Origin of the sequence: Pseudomonas sp. Irchel s3h17 (assembly GCF_900187505.1) — a bacterium.
Lineage (GTDB): Bacteria > Pseudomonadota > Gammaproteobacteria > Pseudomonadales > Pseudomonadaceae > Aquipseudomonas.
The window spans coordinates 47,476-65,085 of record NZ_FYDL01000017.1 but is presented as its reverse complement, the minus strand read 5'-3'; the positions used below and the strand labels follow the sequence as shown (position 1 = coordinate 65,085).

Genomic DNA, 17,610 nt, shown 5'->3' with positions numbered 1-17,610 from the left:
GTGCGGACAGGCCCGCGGTGTCGAGTGCGCCGCCAGTCTAGCGAGACCGGCAGCAACGGCCTTGACGGCAATCAATTGCCATCAGTGCATCAACTCGGCGAAGGACAGGAATTGCACGTTGTCGTGCTTGCGCACCTGCTGCTCGCACTCCACGACCGCCAGGCCATCGGCCCAGCAGGCCGCCGACAACATCGCCGAGTTTTGCTGGGGATGCAGCTCCACACGCAACTGTCCGTCGGCATCGGGGACCAGTCTTGCCCGCAAGTACTGCCGGCGCCGGTTGGCTTGCAGCCAGTCGAAGCCCGCTGGCAGCGCCACGGGCCGCGGCATCACCTGACTCACGCCCTGGGCCCTGAGCAGGAATGGACGCACCACCACCAGGGCGGTGACCAGCGCCGCCGACGGATTACCCGGCATGCCGATCCACGGCTTGCCCGCCACTTCGCCGAACGCCAGTGGCTTGCCTGGCTGGATCGCCAGCCGCCAGAAATCCACACTGCCCAACTCATCGATGGCCCGTTTCAGATGGTCCTCTTCGCCGACCGAGACACCGCCCGAGGTCAACAGCAAATCACACTCCGACGACGCCAGGCTCAAGGCATGCCGGCTGGCCGCCAACTCATCGGCCATGACCCCATAGTCATGCACCTCGACGCCCCAGCCGCGCAACAAGGCCGACAGGCAATACCGATTGCTGTTGTAGATCTGCCCCGGCGCCAGGGACTGGCCCGGCTCGCGCAGCTCGTCGCCACTGCTCAACAGGCAGACTCGCAACGGCCGATAGACCTCGACCTCGGCAATCCCGGCACCGGCCAGCAACCCCAGCTCCTGGGCGCGCAAGCGCTTGCCGGCCATGAGCAACAGATGCCCCTGACGGATCTCCTCGCCTTCCTTGCGCACGTGATCGCCCACCGTTGCCGGGGGCAACCAGACACGATCGCCCTCGACCCGGCAGCTCTCCTGCGGTACCACGGTGTCAGCCCCCGGCGGCAACGGCGCACCGGTAAAGATCCGCACCGCCGCCTGCGCCGGCAAAGGCGAGCCTGCCTGCTGCCCCGCGGCGATACGTCCGGCCAATGGCAGGCTGCCCCCGGTGGCGGGCAGGTCGGCGGCCCTGAAGGCAAAACCGTCCATGGCACTGTTGTCCCAGCAAGGCAGGCTCAGCGGCGAATGGATGTCGCTGGCCAGCACCCGGCCCAAGGCCTGATCCAGGGGAATCGTCTGCACCGAGGGCGGCGGCGGTGCCTGGTCGAGCAGATGGCGGATGGCTTCGTCCACGGGCATCAGCTGACCGCTGTCGCAGACCCGGCCGGTCATGAGCGCACCTCGCACGCCTCGAGCACCTGGTGTGGTTGAGGCTTGAGGTGAGGGGCGAAATTGCACGGGCCGGTGCGGCTGTCCAGCTGTTGCAGCAGAATCTGGTTCCAGGCAGTGCGGCAGGCACCCGGCGAGCCGGGTACGCAGCACACCAGCACGCCGTTACTGATCCCGGCCAAGGCACGGGACTGCAGGCTGGACATGCCGATTTCCGCCAGGGACACCTGGCGGAACAACTCGCCGAAGCCTTCCACATGCTTGTCCAGCAACGGCATCACCGCTTGCGGCGTGTTGTCCCGGGCAGTGAAACCGGTGCCGCCGGTCATCAGCACTACCTGTACCTGAGGGTCCGCGATCCAGTGTGAGACCTTGGCGCGAATCTGATAGATATCGTCCGGCACCAGGTCACGATCGATCAGCACATGCCCGGCCTTTTGCAGCAAGTCGGCCAGGGTCTGCCCCGAGGTGTCGGTGGCAAAGGTGCGCGTATCGCTGATGGTCAGCACGGCAATGTTCAACGGTTGAAACGTGCGTTGCGCCAGATGGGCCATATCCAAGCCTTCCCGTAAATGAGGACTGACCCAAGCCTGAACCGAAACACCGGGCGAACCTATTCCTCCAAGGAGGTACCTCCACGAGGCGCCGCCGTTCAGGGAGCCAGGCGGTTGCGTGCCCACACGCCCTCGTGCAGACGGTAGTCCAGCCGGTCATGCAGGCGGTCGGCGCGCCCCTGCCAGAACTCCATGCGTTGCGGCTGCAGGCAGTAACCGCCCCACTGCTCGGGACGTGGCACGGGCTGGCCGTCGAAGCGCCGGGTTGTTTGCGCCAGCCACCCATCCAACTGCGCCCGATTGGCCAGCGGATGGCTTTGCGGTGATGCCCAGGCACCCAACTGACTGGCCCGGGAGCGCGAATCGAAGTACCCATCCGACAGATCCGGGTCGAGGCGCGATACCTGCCCTTCGACCCGCACCTGGCGCTCCAGCGCCGGCCAGAAGAACGTCATGGCGGCATGGGGGTTGGCGGCCAGCTCCTGGCCCTTGGCGCTCTGGTAGTGACCGAAAAAGGTCAAGCCGGCTTCGCTGTAACCCTTGAGCAGCAACACCCGGCAGTGCGGCCGGCCCTCACGGTCGACCGTGGCCAACAGCATGCTGTTGGCCTCGACCGGTGCCTGTTCGGTATCGCGGGCCTGTTGCAGCCACTGGCCGAACAACCGCCATGGATCGTCCGGCGCGCCCTCCTCCTGCAGGCCATCGAGGGTGTAGTTGCGACGCATCTGAGCCAGGGAAAGGGGCATGACGGTGATCTCCGGTGAGGTTGCGCACAGTCTGCGAGGCCGTGCACAGCAACACCTTGATCATCATCAACAGCGGGCGTTGAATGGGTGATGCATCAGCACACAGTCCTCACTGATCAAGAAGCCCTGACGGTCAACGCACCGGCGTTCAACCGTGCCAATAGAACATCGCCTTGGCCAGGATCACGATCAGCAGCATGTGCCCCAGGATGCTGCGGCGAATCCAGCTGGCCCGGGCCTCTGTCAGCCGTGCGTTGTGCAGCCAGTACGCCAACAGCAGGTAGTGCCCGACGATGCTCAGGGCGAGCACGATTTTCAGGCTCAACAGGCTGGCAAAACGGCTGTCCAGCGGATGGCTCAGGACGCCGCGATGCTGCCAGGCAAGGCCAAGACCTGCGCCATACAACACCAGCACCACGCCATGCAGCACCTTGCGCGAGCGCACGGCAATGGCCTGGTCCGCCGTTGCCCGGGCATCCGCCGCCAATTGCCGACGCGCCGAGTGCCAGATCCATACCTCGAAAAACAGGGTGCCGATGAAGCCGATGGCCGCCAGCAAATGAGTGACCAGTAAAAAGGGATAGATCATCGTCCGCCTCCTGCGCCGTGCGCTTATCCCGGATGCCCGTCGACCCGGGCCCGCAGCAGCATCGGCCCGTAGCGCCAGGCGTACAGCGCAAACGCCAGGGCCCAGCACAGTCCCGCCAGCCACAACGCCGCCACCGGTAGCACCAGCACCAGCACCACCCGGCTGAAGCAGGCCAGGTTGAGCAGAATGAACGCCAGGGTCATGCCCGACGGCGGTTCCAGTGCACGCCCGGTGTGCCCCAGGCTGACCCGCGCGATCATCGCCAGAATCAGCCCGGCCATGGCCCCTATCGTCAGGCAATGCACCGCCAGGCTGGGGTTGAGTGCCACACCGAAATGCCACAGCGCCATGCCCAGGCACGCCAGCGCCAACCAGCCATAGGCCAGGTGCAGCGACCACAGCAACGGCACGCGCCACAGCCCGCGGTCATGCCAGCGCACCAGGCGCACCAGGTGCCCGACCGTCAATGCCGCGAACAGCAGGCCGATCCAGCGATTGGCCGACAGCGCCGGCCCGGCGGCATACAGCAACGCCACCAGCGCCGCCCCTGCCAACAACAGACGATCGAGCCAGGCCCACGGGGCAACGGCCTCGGTCCGGCCCAGGCCACGCTGGGTGAAGAACGGAATGACCCGTCCACCGATCAAGCCCATCATCGCCGCCACCAGCCAGATGCCGGTCAGCACGCCCTGGCGCTGCCAGCCTTCATGACCCTGCGCCAGGCCATATACCGACAAGCCGTCCGCCGCCGCCAACAGCAGCAACACCATGACAATCGGGTAGTTGCGTTGCTGCCTCACGCGCCACAGGGAACGCCCCATCAGCCCCGCCACCACCAACGGAAACGCCAGTTCCAGCAGCGCCACCAGCGGCCATGGCAGATTCACCAGCCAGGCCACCCGCGCGGCCAGCCAGAGCAAGGCCAGTGCCGCCAGCGGCTTGCCGCTGAGACCAGGCTGGCCGGTCCAGGTCTGTACCGCGGTCAACAGGAAGCCGGCGATGATCGCCAGGCCAAAACCGAACAACAGCTCATGCCGATGCCAGGCCAGCCAGCCACCGGCGGGCTGCCAGTCACCAACGCCCCCCTTCAAGGCGATCAGCCAGAGCGGTATCGCCAGCAACGCCAGGCAAACGCCGGCGAGGAACAACGGCCGAAAAGCCAGGCGTAACACTGGCACGATGGCCATCGCCGTGCGGCGGTCAAGTACTTGCATCAAGCCACTCCTTTACCTCGCTGCCGACCTGACACGGGTCCGCTCGCGACGAATTGAATTCCGAGGCAATCATCCGGTAATGACGCGTCACTGCCTTTGTCGCAAATCAAGCTTGCCGGACAACAACGGGGGCAAACTGCCCGCCTGCTGTCACATCAGGACTTGCAAGGGCCGTGCCCTGCTCCCGTGGTGAGACTGCGGTGCCGGCACACAAGGGTCCCGGCAGCCCCTCTCATGGCGGGGACCTTCAAGAAAATGGTCTAAATGACAAGATGATGGTCATTTAGACACATAACACCATAGTCATTTTGACCTCATGGTTTTGAGAAGCCCACTAAATGCTAGGGCGGCGCGCCTGGCCCGAGTCTTGCTCAAGCCATGCCACCTTGATCCCCTTTCACTCCGCCGGAGTCGTCATGAATAACGTTATCCAGCCACTGGCGTGGTTTGTCGTCCTCAGCTCGGTCATCGCCCTGGCCAGTGGCATTTCCCTGGGCCTGGTTTGAAGCCAACGCCGCCGCCAAAAGTGAACGCTGCCGGTGGCGAGCGAGCTTGCTCGCGCTGGGCCGCATGGCGGCCCCAGAACTGGCCTGGGAGTTGTTTCTGAAAGACCGCAACAGCTTTATTGAGGGCTGCTGCGCAGCCCAGCGCGAGCAAGCTCGCTCGCCACGGATAGACCCCCTTAACGCTTACTTTTCCATTCTTCAGGATGAATTCTCATGGTGCTTCACCGCGTCCATCACCAGATTCTGCGCAGCCATCACTTGTTCGAGCCCTTGAATGAAGAACAACTGGATGAGCTGATGGGGTCCAGCCATTTGCTGAGCATCGACAAGGGCGAACCGCTGTTTCGCCAGGGCGAGCCCGCCGATTCGTTTTACTTTGTGATTGCCGGTGCGGTGAAGATCTACCGCCTGACCCCGGACGGGCAGGAGAAAGTGTTCGAAGTCATCGGCCCGCGACAAACCTTCGCCGAGGCGATGATGCTGATGGACACGCCCAACTATGTGGCCTCGGCTGAAGCCGTGGGCCCCACGCAGCTCTATCGCCTGAGCAACAGCACCTACATGCGCCTGCTGCAGAGCAACAGCCGCCTGACCTTCGCCCTGCTCGGCAAACTCAGCATGCGCCTGCATCAACGGATCAACGAGATCGAAACCCTGTCGCTGAAGAACGCCACCCACCGGGTCGTGCGGTACCTGCTCACGCAACTGATGCACCTGCAGCCGGTCGAGCGCCAGTTCGAGTTGCCGATGGCCAAGCAGTTGATTGCCGGCCACCTGTCCATCCAGCCGGAAACCTTCTCGAGGATCATCCGCCGCCTGATCGATGAGAAGATCATCACCCAGGACGGCCGCCAGATTGTCATTCTCGACCGTCCGCGCCTGGAGCACTTCGAGTGAATGCCCTGCCCGCCTGCCTGTATTGCCAGCACCCTCACCCGCCTCGGCAAACTACCTGCAGCCACTGCGGCATGCCCCTGTCAGCGCTGGCGAACGGTGCCCGACAACGCACGCTACGACGCTTCAGGTGGTTCTGCATTGGTCTTTCGATCTTCTGCGTGACGATGTTTTTCTGGCTGCCGCGCGGTTAAGCGCGGCGGCTCGCCGCCAACCGCCGCCCCTCAAGGCTGCAATACTGTTCAGTTAAGGACAGGGGGTTCAATACATCCCCCGTGGCGAGCGAGCTTGCTCGCGCTGGGCTGCACAGCAGCCCCAAAAACTATCGCCGAGTTCGTTCTGAAAGACCGCGGTCGCTTTGTTGGGGGCGCTTCACGCCCCAGCGCGAGCAAGCTCGCTCGCCACGGGGGCTTTTACTCGCTTTAAGCACTTCTTGACTGAACAGCATTACCCTCAAGGCTGGGTCAATTGCCGATACAGCTGCGGCAAGCGCAGGGGCAGTTGTTGCGGTTGGTGGATCAGGGTGTAGCCATGGCCGCCGAACATGTACGGCAGGTACGCACCGGCTTCACGATCGATGGTGATGCAAAACGGCGTCAGCCCCTGGCGCCGGGCCTCCAGCACCGCCTGGCGGGTGTCTTCAACGCCGTAGCGCCCCTCGTACAGATCCAGGTCATTGGGCTTGCCGTCCGTGAGCAACAGCAACAGTTTGCGCCGCCGCTTGCAGCCGCCCAGCAGTTGGGTGGCCTGGCGGATGGCGGCCCCCATGCGCGTGTAGTAACCCGGCTTGAGCCCCTGAATGCGCCCCCGGGTAGTGTCGTCATAACGCTGATCGAACGCCTTGAGTTCCTGCATCCGCACCTGCTGGCGACGCAGCGAGGAAAACCCGTACAGGGCAAAATCGTCGCCGAGCACCGACAGGGTTTCGCCAAACAGCAGCAGGCTGTCGCGGATCACATCGATCACCCGATGTTCAGTGTTCAGGTGGGCATCGGTGGACATCGAGAGATCGGCCAGCAACAGGCACGCCAGATCGCGACGAGTCTGGCGTTGCTCCATGAACAGGCCACGCTCGGCGCACTGCCCATGTGCACGCTCGACGTGAAAGTCCAGCCAGGCCTGCATGTCCAGCTCGCTGCCCTGGGGCTGCTGCCGCAACCATTGCCGGTCATTGCGCAGGTGTTCGAACTGTCGCCGCAAGCGCTGCGCCGAGGGTTTGAGCCGCGCAGGCAGCGGCTGCGCCTGGGAATCACGGGGCACGAGCATTTGCAGGTTGACGAAGTCGTCTCGCAAGCGCGCTTGGCGATAGTCCCATTCCGGCAACTTGATGCCCGCCCCCAGGGGGATGTCATCGACGTCCGCCGGTGGCAAATCCAGGTGCAGCTTGAGACCACCGCCCTTGCGCAGGCGGGTGCGCGACAGGGTCAGTTGGTCCAGGTCATCGGCGACCCTTGCGGCGTCGGGGTCTTCGCGATCATCCGACCAGCGATCCAGGTCCACGTGCTCGGTCCAACTGAACAGGTTCTCCAGGCGCACCACCAGCAGCCCACCCTGGCGCGTGCTGTCGTCGATCCGCGTGGCGCGCTTGCGACCGCCTTGCTGTTCGCCCGGAGGTGTCGCCAGGCACTCATCCGACTCCTCGAGATCCGCCGCTTGCGGGCTGGCCAGATGCAGCGGCGGATACAGCCACAGCGGCACCGGCCAGGCCGCCCGCTCACTGCGCACAAACTCGCTGACACTGCCCGGTTCACGCAGGGCCTGGCACACACTGCGCTCCAGCGCGGCTTCGGCGGGGCTCAGCGACGCCGGATCCGGGCGCAGTTGCAGATGGGCCTCGACCAGACGTCGATAGCGGGCGCGCAACGGCGGATAGCGCTGCAACAGGGTCTGGGTCCAGCGTTGGTTGTCCCGGCCCCAGTGCCGCATCGGCCCGGAATGCGCCGCCAGCAGTGCCAGCCAGCGATAGAGTTCCTCATTCAGGCCGGCGTCGGGAAACACCGCAAGGCTCGCCGGCAGGCGCAGATTCTGTGCGTCACACCAGGCCAACGGCACCTGCCGGCAGGTGCCGGCGATCTGCTGCAACAGGGTACGCCGCAGCAGCAGGTCACGCTCGCTGGCGGCCTCCACGCCCCGGTTGCCGACATCGCCCATGGCCCGCTGCAACAGCGCCAGCGAGCGTTGCCGCGGGGCCAGTTCGACCCGGGCCTCTGGGAAGTCCGGGCTCGCGCGGCGGGTGATGAAGCGATGCCAGACGCTACCGACCCATTCTTCCAATTCAAGGGTGAAGGCCATGGAGCCTCCTGGTTTCATGTGCCAAAAAACGGCCCGGCGTCGCCGCCGGACCGACCCTTTCCAGACCTAACGGCGACTCATGATGGAACCACCGCCGCCGGTGCGCGCAACGCGGCACGAGCGCGCTGGCGGAAGCTCGCCAGATAGCAGAGCAGCCCGACGAAGAACCCCAGCCCACTGACCAGGCGCGCCCAGAACAAGCCTTGCAGATGCTCGACCGTGGCCATGAACGGCAAGGCACTGCCGTCCTCTGCCCAACGTTGCAACAACACCTGCACCACTCCGGCGGCGGTCAGCATCAGGGTGATCAGCACCATCGACAGGGTCATCAACCAGAAGCCCCAGATCTCCAGGGTCTGCGAGCGTTCGTCGGCGGCCTCACCGAGCCCGCGCAGGCGTGGCATGGCGTAGCTGATCAAGGTCATCACGATCATCGCGTAAGCACCGTAGAACGCCAGGTGCCCGTGGGCGGCGGTCAGTTGCGAGCCATGGGTGTAGAAGTTGACCGGGGCCAGGGTGTGCAGGAAACCCCAGACTCCGGCACCGAAGAAGGCGGTCACGGTGGTGCCCTTGGCCCACAGCGTAGCGGCGCGGTTCGGATGCTGCCGGCGGCGGTTCTTCACCATGCTGAAGGCAAAGATCACCATGGCCAGGAAGGGCAGCGGCTCCAGCGCCGAGAAGATCGAGCCCACCCACAGCCAGACCTCGGGCGCGCCGATCCAGAAGAAGTGGTGACCGGTGCCGATGATCCCGGTGATCAGCGCCATGGCGATGATCACGTAGAGCCATTTCTCCACCACTTCCCGGTCCACCCCGGTGATCTTGATCAGCACGAAGGCCAGCATCGAGCCCATGATCAGTTCCCACACACCCTCCACCCACAGATGCACCACCCACCACCAGTAGAACTTGTCGCGGGCCAGGTTGCCGGGGTTGTAGAAGGAGAACAGGAAGAACACCGCCAGGCCGATCAACCCGGTCATCATGACCATGCTGACGGTGGTCTTGCGGCCTTTGAGCAGGGTCATGCCGATGTTGTAGAGAAACCCCAGGCACACCACCACGATGCCCATCTTGGTGATGGTCGGCTGCTCCAGGAACTCCCGGCCCATGGTCGGCAACAGCTCATTGTGGGTCAGCTTCGCCAGGCCCGCATAAGGCACCAACAAGTAACCGAGAATGGTCAGTACACCAGCGGCGGCGAACACCCAGAACAGGATCAGCGCCAGCTTCGGGCTGTGCAGCTCACGGTCGGCCTCCTCCGGAATCAGGTAGTAGGCGGCCCCCATGAAACCGAACAGCAGCCAGACAATCAGCAGGTTGGTGTGCACCATCCGCGCGACGTTGAAGGGAATGACCGGGAACAGGAAGTCCCCTATCACGTACTGCAAGCCCATGATCAAACCGAACAACACTTGGCCCAGGAACAGGATCAGGGCAAATACGAAGTAGGGTTTGGCCACGGCTTGCGAGGCGAACTTCAGATGTGGATTGGCAATGCTCATCACTCAGCCCTCCTTGTTTGGCGGCCAGCCATTGGTATTGATTTTCGAGCTCCACTTGAGGAACTCGGCGATGTCGTCGACTTCCTGCTCACTCAGGTTGAATTGCGGCATCGCCCTACGCCCGGGTACGCCCAGGGGCTGCATCTTCATCCAGGCATGCAGGAAGGGTTTGAACGCCTCCTCGCCGCCGCGGCGCTGAAACACATTGCCCAGTTCAGGCGCGAAGTAAGCGCCCTCGCCCAACAACGTGTGGCAACCGATGCAGTTGTTTTGCTCCCAGACCGTCTTGCCGCGAATCACTGACTCGGTCAATTGCGCTGCATTGCTGCGGTCGGGAAAGGTCTGCTCGGTGTGATAGGTCAAGGCCAGGAATATCAGGAAGAAGAACACGCTTCCCCCGAAATAGATGTTCCTGGCCATGCCTTTGGTGAAGGTCTCTGACATGGTCGCTTCCTCTTTGCTTGGCCCGTCCATGATAGGAAGCGAAGGGTTGAAACCTGCTTGATGGCGATCAAGAAACGCCGATGGTTTCACTCGGGTATTGGCGCCAGGAAGCCAGGCACATACCTGTGGCGAGGGAGCTTGCTCCCGCTCGGCTGCGTAGCGGCCGCATTTGCACCTGCTTTCTATCCGAATATCGCGGTGACTGGTTTTAGGGCCGCTGCGCGCCCCAGCGGGAGCAAGCTCCCTCGCCACAGGTGGGTTAGCTGCCTGACACCAGCATCGACCCCACAACGGCTGCCAACACCAGCGCCCAGCTCACCATCAACCCTCGCCACAATCGTGGGGCGCGGCGCAGTTCCATGAAGCCATCGGTGATCAGCCAGGCCTTGCCTACCGCCACCAGTAAAATGGCCACGGACAGCAACCATGTCGCGCCGGACTGTGCCAGCACCACCGTGCACACGCTTAACGTCGCCAGTGCGGCCCAACAGACGAGCAAAAACCTGGAAACTGACATCAGCCCCCCGTCAATTCAGAACGTAGACCAGCGGAAAAAGTACGACCCAGATCAGATCGACCATGTGCCAATACAACACGCCGGATTCAAATCCGCTGCGGTTGCCGGCGTCGTACAGGCCACGACGGCAACGCTCGGCCAGCCATCCGAGAATGACCATGCCAAGCAATACGTGAAGAAAATGAAACCCGGTGAGGATCCAGTAGAGGGTGAAAAAGGTGTTGTGCTCCATGCCCAGCCCCGAGGCCAGCAAGTGCCGGTACTCAGTGAGCTTCAACACCACGTAGACGCTGGCGGCGAGCAGCGCTGCCAGCAGGTAGACAGCGCCGTGGCGAGGCCATGAGCGCCTGACTTGCTCCTGAGCCAGCGCGGCGAACAGCCCGGCGGTGAGCAGGCTCAGGGTCATCGCCAGGCCGGTAGAGGTATTGAGCAACAGACGGCTTTCGACGAACAACTGCGGTTTGATTGCCTGGGTCACGGCGAACGCCAGAATCAGGATGGCGAACACCGTCAGCTCGGCGAGGATGAAAAACCACATCGCCAGGTCCCCCGGCAAGTGGCGACGCGAGCGCCCGGCGGTGTCAGCCGAAGTAGACATCAACCACGTCCATCAGCGCGGCCACCGTCACCCCGTCATCGCTCAGCGGCTCGGCCAGGCAGGCCAGGCAGGCCTCGCGGGGATTCATGCCGGCACCGATCATGCGCGCGGTAAAAATCAGCAAGCGTGTGGACGCCACTTCTTCCAGGTCATGCTGATCCAGGCGACGCAATGCCTGCCCCAACCCGACCACCTGGTTCGCCAGCGCGGCGTCCACCCGGGCCTCGCGAGCGACGATGCGCGCTTCCTCGGCGGGCGCCGGGTAGTCGAAGCGCATCGCCACGAAACGTTGGCGGGTACTGGGCTTCATGCCCTTGAGCAAGTTCTGGTAACCGGGGTTATAGGACACCACCAACATGAAGGATGGCGGTGCCCGCAGCACTTCGCCGGTGCGCTCCAGGAACAACTCACGACGGTCGTCGGCCAATGGATGCAGGACCACCACGGTGTCCTGGCGGGCCTCGACCACTTCGTCGAGGTAACAGATGCCCCCTTCGCGCACCGCGCGGGTCAGCGGCCCGTCCTGCCACCAGGTGCCCTGGGCGCCGATCAGGTGCCGGCCGATCAGGTCGGCGGCGCTCAAGTCATCGTGGCACGCCACGGTGTGCAACGGCAGGTTCAGGCGGTGGGCCATGTGCTGGACGAAGCGAGTCTTGCCACAGCCCGTGGGGCCCTTGATCAGGACCGGCATGCCGTGTCGCCAGGCTTGCTCGAACAGCGCCTGCTCATTATTCAGCGGTTGGTAGAAGGGTTCGATCGTGTGTTCGCAAGACTGGCTGCGGTCCATGGGGCACCTGATTCAACAGCGGAATTGAGGAACACGCTACGGCCCCCTGCGACAACCTGGCAAGTGGCGTGGCCGACAAACTTGATCCCCGTCAAGCAAGCATTGGCCTGCTCGGGCATAGCCTTGCAGCGCACTAAGAACCTGCGTCTTGTGCGGCCGTTCAAGCACATCGCAAAGGTCTTGCCTGAGGAGAAATGGAATGCTGATCAGCAATAGAAAAACGTTTGCTCTGACTGTCGCCACACTGTGTTCGGCACTGGCCCTTGCGGTGACTCATGCGGCCAGAGCCGATGAACCCGCCGCTGCAGCGGCCAACCCGCCCATGGCCAAAACCGCCGGCGCGCCCGACATGAGCCAGGCCGAGTTCGACGCATCCAAGGAAATCTACTTCCAGCGCTGCGCCGGCTGCCATGGCGTTCTGCGCAAAGGCGCCACCGGGAAACCCCTGACGCCGGACATCACCCAGGCCCGCGGGCAACCCTTCCTGGAGGCGTTGATTACCTATGGATCGCCCGCAGGCATGCCGAATTGGGGGACGTCCAATGCGCTGACCAAGGATCAGATCACGGACATGGCCAAGTTCATTCAGCACACGCCGCCGACGCCACCGGAATGGGGCATGGCCGAAACGCTGAAAACCTGGAAAGTGCTGGTCAAACCCGAGGATCGTCCGACCAGGCAACTGAGCAAACTCAACTTGCCCAACCTGTTTTCGGTAACGTTGCGCGATGACGGCAAGATTGCCCTGATCGACGGTGACAGCAAGCAGATCGTCAAGCTGATCGAGACCGGTTACGCGGTGCACATCTCGCGCATCTCCGCCTCGGGCCGGTACTTGCTGGTGATCGGTCGAGACGCGCGAATCGACATGATCGACCTGTGGCCGGTGGAGCCGACCAAGGTCGCCGAAGTCAAAGTGGGCATCGAGGCACGCTCGGTGGAGACCTCCAAGTTCAAGGGCTACGAAGACAAGTACACCATTGCCGGCTCCTATTGGCCGCCGCAGTTCACCATCATGGACGGCGAAACCCTGGAGCCCAGGCAGATCGTCTCGACCCGCGGCATGACCGTCGACAAGCAGGAATATCACCCTGAGCCGCGAGTCGCGGCGATCATCGCTTCCCACGAATGGCCGGAGTTCATCGTCAACGTCAAGGAAACCGGCAAGGTCATGCTGGTCAATTACCAGGACATCAAAAACCTCACCATCACCTACATCGATGCCGCGCCGTTCCTGCATGACGGCGGTTGGGACAGCACGCATCGCTACTTCATGACCGCCGCCAACAACTCCAACAAAGTCGCCGTGATCGACTCCAGGAAGCGCGAGTTGACCGCCCTGGTGGATGTCGGCAAAACCCCGCACCCGGGCCGTGGCGCCAACTTCGACCACCCGACCTACGGGCCGGTCTGGGCCACCAGCCACCTGGGTGATGAGGGCATCTCGCTGATCGGCACCGACCCGGTCAAACACCCGCAGTACGCCTGGAAACAGGTCACCTCGATCAAGGGCCAGGGCGGCGGCTCGCTGTTCATCAAAACCCACCCCAACTCCCGTCACCTGTATGTCGATACCACCCTCAACCCGGACGCAAAACTCAGTCAGTCAGTGGCGGTGTTCAACATCGACAAGCTCGACGCCGGCTACACCGTGCTGCCTATCGCCGAATACGCGGGCATCAAGCAAGGGGCGATGCGCGTCGTGCAACCGGAATACAACAAGGCCGGCGATGAAGTCTGGTTCTCCGTGTGGAGCGGCCAGGCAGACGAATCGGCGCTGGTAGTGATCGACGACAAAACGCTGAAGCTCAAATCGGTTATCAAGGACAAGCGGCTGATCACACCCACCGGCAAATTCAACGTCTACAACACCCAACACGACATCTATTGAGCTCCATCAATACAAGGAAACACCATGAAAAATACTCTGCTTTCACTGTTCGCCCTGACCGCTGCGCTGTGCGTGCAGCCGGCCATGGCCCAAGACGCGCTGGAGCTGTTCAAGAGCAAACCCTGCGCCGCCTGCCATGCCATCGACACCAAGCTCGTCGGCCCGGCGCTCAAGGAGGTGGCGGCCAAGAACGCGGGAGTGGCCGGGGCCGCGGACACCCTGGCCAACCACATCAAGAACGGCACGCAAGGTAACTGGGGCCCGATGCCGATGCCGGCCAACCCGGTGACGGATGAAGAAGCGAAGACCCTTGCGACTTGGGTCCTGAGCCTGAAATAGCCAATGGGAGGGCGTCATGATGGTGTACCGACACGCTGTATTCCTGGCGGCCCTCCTCCTCATTTGCGCAACCGCGGTTGCGGCGCCGGACGCCAGGCGTCAGGCCCAACTCGAACACCTGCTGGCACAGGATTGTGGCGCCTGCCATGGGCTGCACATGACCGGCGGGCTGGGTCCCGAACTGACTCGCGCAGCGCTGGCGGGCAAGTCCAGGGACAGCCTGATTGCCACCGTCACCCAAGGCCGGCCCGGCACCGCGATGCCCGGCTGGGCGCCATTGCTTGGCCCGGACGACATCCGTTGGCTGGTCGACCTTCTTCTCCAGGGATATCCCGCACCATGATCCGTTCAATCCTGCTCTCAGCGGCGACCGGGCTGTTGTTGTCCGCGTGTGTTCAGCCGCCGTTGCGTGGCACCGGCGATCTCGGCGTGGTGGTGGAGCGCGCCACCGGCAGCCTGCAAATCATCGAAAACGACACGCGCACGGCACTGGCCCGACTCGAGGGGCTGGGCGATCTGTCCCATGCCTCGGTGGTGTTCTCCCGCGACCAGCGCTATGCCTATGTGTTCGGCCGCGACGGAGGGCTGAGCAAGATCGACCTGCTGACCCAACGCATCGACCATCGGGTAATACAGGGCGGCAACAGCATCGGCGGCGCCATCAGCCAGGACGGAAAATTGATCGCTGTGTCGAACTACGTCCCTGGCGGCGTCAAGGTTTTCGATGCGCAAACCCTTCAGCAAGTGGCCGATATTCCGGCCACACCACTGGCCGATGGCACCCAGCGCTCCAGGGTGGTTGGCCTGGTCGACGCGCCCGGCCAGCGCTTTGTGTTCAGCCTGTTCGATACCGGCGAAATCTGGACCGCCGACTTCAGCCACGGCATGTCCCCGCGGATCAGCCGCTTTACTGACATTGGCAAGCAACCCTACGACGCGCTGATTACACCGGACGGTCGCTACTACATGGCCGGGCTGTTCGGCGAAGACGGCATGGCCCAACTCGACCTATGGCATCCCGAGCGCGGGGTACAGCGAGTGCTCGGCGATTACGGACGCGGCCAGGCGAAACTGCCCGTCTACAAGATGCCGCACCTGGAGGGCTGGGCCGTTGCCGACCATCAGGCCTTCGTGCCCGCCGTCGGCCGACACCAGGTGCTGGTGATGGATTCGCGCACCTGGCAGCAGACCGCAGTCATCCCCGTTGCCGGTCAACCCGTGTTCGTCACATCGCGGCCGGATGGTCGGCAACTGTGGGTCAATTTCGCCTACCCGGACAACGATCGGGTTCAGGTCATCGATACCGAAACCCACGCCGTGGTCGCCGATCTGCGACCGGGACCCGCAGTGCTGCACATGGAATTCACCGCGCGCGGCGACCAGCTGTGGCTGTCGTTACGCGATGGCAATCAGGTTCAGGTCTGGGACCCGTACAGCCTGAAGCAGCTGAGTACCCTGCCCGCCACCGCGCCGAGCGGCATCTTCTTCAGCAGTCGCGCGCAAAAAATGGGCTATTGAAATGAACCTCGACCTGCTCAGCCAGCAACTGATCGACCGTTTCCAGCACGGCATGCCGCTGTGCGCGGAACCCTTTCGTGAGATGGCCCATATCCTGGGTTGCACTGAGCCGCAGGTGATGGCCTGCCTGCAACGCCTGGAACTGGCCGGAGCCTTGTCACGCGTTGGCCCGGTGTTCGAACACCGGCGCGCCGGGGCCAGCACCCTCGCCGCCCTCGCCGTACCCGTCGAACGCCTGCATCAGGTTGCCGAACGCGTCAGCCAATACCCCGAGGTCAATCACAACTATGCGCGAGAACACCACTACAACCTGTGGTTTGTATTGACCGGCCCCGACCGCCAGCACATCGAGCGCATTCTCGAAGAACTGGAGAGCGACACCGGTCTCACACCGCTGGACCTGCCGATGTTGACCGCCTACCGCATCGACCTTGGTTTTGCCTTGGGAGAAGGCCCTTGAAAGCGCAATTGAACCCCAAGCAGGCGCTGGCCCTGCGTCGACACCTGGAAGGCGGTTTGCCGCTGGTGGCGCGCCCCTATCAGGCCCTCGCCGAACGGATAAACGCCGACGAAAACCAGGTACTCGCGCAAATGCGCCAGTGGCAGGAGCAAGGGTTGTTCCGTCGGGTCGGCCTGGTACTCAACCATCGCGCGCTGGGTTTTACCGCCAATGCCATGCTGGTGCTGGATGTTCCGGACGCGCTGATCGATGAAGTCGGCCAGCGCCTGGGCCGGGCATCCGGCATCACCCTCTGCTATCAACGGCCGCGACGCTTGCCGCAATGGCGCTACAACCTGTTCTGCATGGTTCACGGGCGTCAACGTGATCGGGTCGAGGCGCAAATCCAGGCGCTGCTGGAAGAACACCTGCTGAGCGACCTGCCCCACCAGCTGCTGTTCAGCACCCACGCCTTCAAACAATGCGGCGGGCGTTTTGCACCCTTGCCAACAGGAGCACCTCCCCGTGGATGACCTCGACCGTCGGCTGATCAATCGCTTGCAACGGGGCCTGCCGCTGGTACGCGATCCCTGGCAGGTAGTGGCCGCCGAACTGGAAAGCAGCAGCGCCGAATTGCTCGATCGCCTCCACCAACTGCTGGAGGACGGTGTGCTCACGCGCTTCGGCCCGATGTTCAACATCGAACGACTGGGAGGGGCCTTCACGCTCGCGGCGCTGGCGGTGCCGGAAGAACGTTTCGAAAACGTCGCCGCGCAACTGCATGAGCTGCCTGAAGTGGCGCACAACTATCGACGCGAACACCGCTGGAACATGTGGTTCGTGCTCGGCTGCGCCAGTGAACAAGACCTGGCCGATGCCCTGCATCGCATCGAATCCCTGACCGGCCTGCCGTTGCTTAACCTGCCTAAAGAGGAGACCTACCATGTCGGTCTGTATTTCCCGGTCTGAAGACACTCTGGCCCACCGCCTGATCGAGCTGACCCAGGCCGGCCTGCCGTTGCTGGACGACCCTTGGGCCTGGCTCGCCGATCAGCTGGGGCTGAGCATTGAATCGACCCTGGACTTGCTCAAGCGATTGCAGGCCGAGGGTGCCATCCGGCGCATCGCCGCCGTCCCCAACCACTACCGCCTGGGCTATTGCTACAACGGCATGACGGTCTGGGATGTGCTCGACACGGACATGCCGCGCCTCGGCGCACTGATCGGTGCGCAACCCTTCGTCAGCCATTGCTATCGACGTCCGCGCCGGGCCGAGTGGCGCTACAACCTGTTTGCCATGGTGCATGGCCGCAGTCGCGAGGAAATCGACAGCTACCGCGAGCACCTGCGCTATTTGCTGGGCGATGCCTGTGCCGCCGACGAGATGCTGATAAGCAGCCGCATCCTGAAAAAAACCGGTTTGCGCCTGCCACCCACTTCGCGCTGAACACGCGCCGACTCAA

21 protein-coding genes are annotated in these 17,610 nt (G+C 63.4%); 10 read left to right on the top strand and 11 right to left on the bottom strand.

Annotated elements, in window-relative coordinates; genetic code table 11:
- Window positions 1-81: 81 nt before the first annotated feature.
- The 5 genes from glp to CKW25_RS21885 form a co-directional block, all read right to left on the bottom strand.
- Window positions 82-1,317: a gephyrin-like molybdotransferase Glp gene (gene glp, locus CKW25_RS21905; protein ID WP_095082474.1), complete on the bottom strand. Its 1,236-nt coding sequence runs from the start codon at window positions 1,315-1,317 to the stop codon at window positions 82-84.
- Window positions 1,314-1,868, bottom strand: coding sequence for a molybdenum cofactor biosynthesis protein B (moaB, locus tag CKW25_RS21900; protein ID WP_095082473.1), 555 nt, complete (start codon window positions 1,866-1,868; stop codon window positions 1,314-1,316). Before moaB ends, glp begins: the two co-directional genes overlap by 4 nt.
- A gap of 98 nt (window positions 1,869-1,966) precedes the next feature.
- Entirely contained in the window at window positions 1,967-2,614 is a 648-nt protein-coding gene (pdxH, locus tag CKW25_RS21895) for a pyridoxamine 5'-phosphate oxidase (protein ID WP_095082471.1), read from the bottom strand.
- 148 nt (window positions 2,615-2,762) lie between these two features.
- Window positions 2,763-3,203, bottom strand: coding sequence for a CopD family copper resistance protein (locus CKW25_RS21890; RefSeq protein ID WP_095082469.1), 441 nt, complete (start codon window positions 3,201-3,203; stop codon window positions 2,763-2,765).
- A 23-nt stretch (window positions 3,204-3,226) separates the two neighbouring features.
- On the bottom strand, window positions 3,227-4,417 hold the full coding sequence (locus CKW25_RS21885; RefSeq protein WP_095082467.1) for an NnrS family protein: 1,191 nt from the start codon (window positions 4,415-4,417) through the stop codon (window positions 3,227-3,229).
- 719 nt (window positions 4,418-5,136) lie between these two features.
- Between CKW25_RS21885 and CKW25_RS21880 the strand changes: the two genes are divergently transcribed.
- On the top strand, window positions 5,137-5,820 hold the full coding sequence (locus CKW25_RS21880; RefSeq protein WP_095082465.1) for a Crp/Fnr family transcriptional regulator: 684 nt from the start codon (window positions 5,137-5,139) through the stop codon (window positions 5,818-5,820).
- Complete coding sequence (locus CKW25_RS27140; RefSeq protein WP_095082463.1) at window positions 5,817-6,011, top strand: protein DnrP; 195 nt, start codon at window positions 5,817-5,819, stop codon at window positions 6,009-6,011. Before CKW25_RS21880 ends, CKW25_RS27140 begins: the two co-directional genes overlap by 4 nt.
- 259 nt (window positions 6,012-6,270) lie before the next feature.
- Here CKW25_RS27140 and CKW25_RS21870 read toward each other — a convergent pair whose 3' ends face one another.
- The 6 genes from CKW25_RS21870 to CKW25_RS21845 form a co-directional block, all read right to left on the bottom strand.
- On the bottom strand, window positions 6,271-8,109 hold the full coding sequence (locus tag CKW25_RS21870; RefSeq protein WP_095082461.1) for a nitric oxide reductase activation protein NorD: 1,839 nt from the start codon (window positions 8,107-8,109) through the stop codon (window positions 6,271-6,273).
- 77 nt (window positions 8,110-8,186) lie between these two features.
- Complete coding sequence (locus CKW25_RS21865; protein ID WP_095082458.1) at window positions 8,187-9,614, bottom strand: cbb3-type cytochrome c oxidase subunit I; 1,428 nt, start codon at window positions 9,612-9,614, stop codon at window positions 8,187-8,189.
- A gap of 3 nt (window positions 9,615-9,617) precedes the next feature.
- Window positions 9,618-10,058, bottom strand: a complete 441-nt coding sequence (locus CKW25_RS21860) for a cytochrome c (protein ID WP_095082456.1) — start codon at window positions 10,056-10,058, stop codon at window positions 9,618-9,620.
- Between the two features lie 259 nt (window positions 10,059-10,317).
- A complete protein-coding gene (locus CKW25_RS21855) occupies window positions 10,318-10,575 on the bottom strand; it encodes a cytochrome C oxidase subunit IV family protein (RefSeq protein ID WP_095082453.1) in 258 nt (85 codons plus the stop codon).
- 10 nt (window positions 10,576-10,585) lie between these two features.
- Entirely contained in the window at window positions 10,586-11,173 is a 588-nt protein-coding gene (locus CKW25_RS21850) for a cytochrome c oxidase subunit 3 (protein ID WP_095082451.1), read from the bottom strand.
- Window positions 11,157-11,960, bottom strand: coding sequence for a CbbQ/NirQ/NorQ/GpvN family protein (locus CKW25_RS21845; RefSeq protein WP_095082449.1), 804 nt, complete (start codon window positions 11,958-11,960; stop codon window positions 11,157-11,159). The genes CKW25_RS21850 and CKW25_RS21845 overlap by 17 nt, the downstream gene beginning before the upstream one ends.
- A gap of 199 nt (window positions 11,961-12,159) precedes the next feature.
- On the opposite strand from CKW25_RS21845, the gene CKW25_RS21840 reads away from it, so the two are divergent.
- Genes CKW25_RS21840 through CKW25_RS21805 form a run of 8 tightly spaced genes read left to right on the top strand, consistent with a single transcriptional unit; the run spans window position 12,160 to window position 17,594 of the window.
- Window positions 12,160-13,851, top strand: a complete 1,692-nt coding sequence (locus CKW25_RS21840) for a cytochrome D1 domain-containing protein (RefSeq protein ID WP_095082447.1) — start codon at window positions 12,160-12,162, stop codon at window positions 13,849-13,851.
- Between the two features lie 24 nt (window positions 13,852-13,875).
- Entirely contained in the window at window positions 13,876-14,190 is a 315-nt protein-coding gene (locus tag CKW25_RS21835) for a c-type cytochrome (RefSeq protein WP_095082443.1), read from the top strand.
- Window positions 14,191-14,206: 16 nt separating this feature from the next.
- Window positions 14,207-14,533 (top strand): cytochrome c, encoded by a 327-nt coding sequence (locus tag CKW25_RS21830; protein WP_095082441.1) that lies wholly within the window; start codon window positions 14,207-14,209, stop codon window positions 14,531-14,533.
- A complete protein-coding gene (locus CKW25_RS21825; RefSeq protein ID WP_095082438.1) occupies window positions 14,530-15,708 on the top strand; it encodes a cytochrome D1 domain-containing protein in 1,179 nt (392 codons plus the stop codon). Before CKW25_RS21830 ends, CKW25_RS21825 begins: the two co-directional genes overlap by 4 nt.
- A 1-nt stretch (window position 15,709) precedes the next feature.
- Window positions 15,710-16,168, top strand: a complete 459-nt coding sequence (locus CKW25_RS21820) for an Lrp/AsnC family transcriptional regulator (protein WP_095082436.1) — start codon at window positions 15,710-15,712, stop codon at window positions 16,166-16,168.
- Window positions 16,165-16,680, top strand: coding sequence for an Lrp/AsnC family transcriptional regulator (locus CKW25_RS21815; RefSeq protein ID WP_095082434.1), 516 nt, complete (start codon window positions 16,165-16,167; stop codon window positions 16,678-16,680). Before CKW25_RS21820 ends, CKW25_RS21815 begins: the two co-directional genes overlap by 4 nt.
- On the top strand, window positions 16,673-17,116 hold the full coding sequence (locus CKW25_RS21810) for an Lrp/AsnC family transcriptional regulator (protein WP_095082432.1): 444 nt from the start codon (window positions 16,673-16,675) through the stop codon (window positions 17,114-17,116). Before CKW25_RS21815 ends, CKW25_RS21810 begins: the two co-directional genes overlap by 8 nt.
- Window positions 17,091-17,594, top strand: coding sequence for an Lrp/AsnC family transcriptional regulator (locus CKW25_RS21805; RefSeq protein ID WP_095082430.1), 504 nt, complete (start codon window positions 17,091-17,093; stop codon window positions 17,592-17,594). The genes CKW25_RS21810 and CKW25_RS21805 overlap by 26 nt, the downstream gene beginning before the upstream one ends.
- Window positions 17,595-17,610: the final 16 nt, after the last annotated feature.

Excerpts from the sequence above, each read along its gene's own strand:
- CKW25_RS21885 (WP_095082467.1), bottom strand. The coding sequence starts at position 4,417 with ATGCAAGTACTTGACCGCCGCACGGCGATGGCCATCGTGCCAGTGTTA.
- CKW25_RS21870 (WP_095082461.1), bottom strand. The coding sequence starts at position 8,109 with ATGGCCTTCACCCTTGAATTGGAAGAATGGGTCGGTAGCGTCTGGCAT.
- CKW25_RS21845 (WP_095082449.1), bottom strand. The coding sequence starts at position 11,960 with ATGGACCGCAGCCAGTCTTGCGAACACACGATCGAACCCTTCTACCAA.
- CKW25_RS21835 (WP_095082443.1), top strand. The coding sequence starts at position 13,876 with ATGAAAAATACTCTGCTTTCACTGTTCGCCCTGACCGCTGCGCTGTGC.
- pdxH (WP_095082471.1), bottom strand. The coding sequence starts at position 2,614 with ATGCCCCTTTCCCTGGCTCAGATGCGTCGCAACTACACCCTCGATGGC.
- CKW25_RS21820 (WP_095082436.1), top strand. The coding sequence starts at position 15,710 with ATGAACCTCGACCTGCTCAGCCAGCAACTGATCGACCGTTTCCAGCAC.
- CKW25_RS21830 (WP_095082441.1), top strand. The coding sequence starts at position 14,207 with ATGATGGTGTACCGACACGCTGTATTCCTGGCGGCCCTCCTCCTCATT.
- CKW25_RS21880 (WP_095082465.1), top strand. The coding sequence starts at position 5,137 with ATGGTGCTTCACCGCGTCCATCACCAGATTCTGCGCAGCCATCACTTG.
- CKW25_RS21840 (WP_095082447.1), top strand. The coding sequence starts at position 12,160 with ATGCTGATCAGCAATAGAAAAACGTTTGCTCTGACTGTCGCCACACTG.
- CKW25_RS21860 (WP_095082456.1), bottom strand. The coding sequence starts at position 10,058 with ATGTCAGAGACCTTCACCAAAGGCATGGCCAGGAACATCTATTTCGGG.
- CKW25_RS21825 (WP_095082438.1), top strand. The coding sequence starts at position 14,530 with ATGATCCGTTCAATCCTGCTCTCAGCGGCGACCGGGCTGTTGTTGTCC.
- CKW25_RS21865 (WP_095082458.1), bottom strand. The coding sequence starts at position 9,614 with ATGAGCATTGCCAATCCACATCTGAAGTTCGCCTCGCAAGCCGTGGCC.
- CKW25_RS21850 (WP_095082451.1), bottom strand. The coding sequence starts at position 11,173 with ATGTCTACTTCGGCTGACACCGCCGGGCGCTCGCGTCGCCACTTGCCG.
- CKW25_RS21805 (WP_095082430.1), top strand. The coding sequence starts at position 17,091 with ATGTCGGTCTGTATTTCCCGGTCTGAAGACACTCTGGCCCACCGCCTG.
- CKW25_RS21855 (WP_095082453.1), bottom strand. The coding sequence starts at position 10,575 with ATGTCAGTTTCCAGGTTTTTGCTCGTCTGTTGGGCCGCACTGGCGACG.
- glp (WP_095082474.1), bottom strand. The coding sequence starts at position 1,317 with ATGACCGGCCGGGTCTGCGACAGCGGTCAGCTGATGCCCGTGGACGAA.
- moaB (WP_095082473.1), bottom strand. The coding sequence starts at position 1,868 with ATGGCCCATCTGGCGCAACGCACGTTTCAACCGTTGAACATTGCCGTG.
- CKW25_RS21890 (WP_095082469.1), bottom strand. The coding sequence starts at position 3,203 with ATGATCTATCCCTTTTTACTGGTCACTCATTTGCTGGCGGCCATCGGC.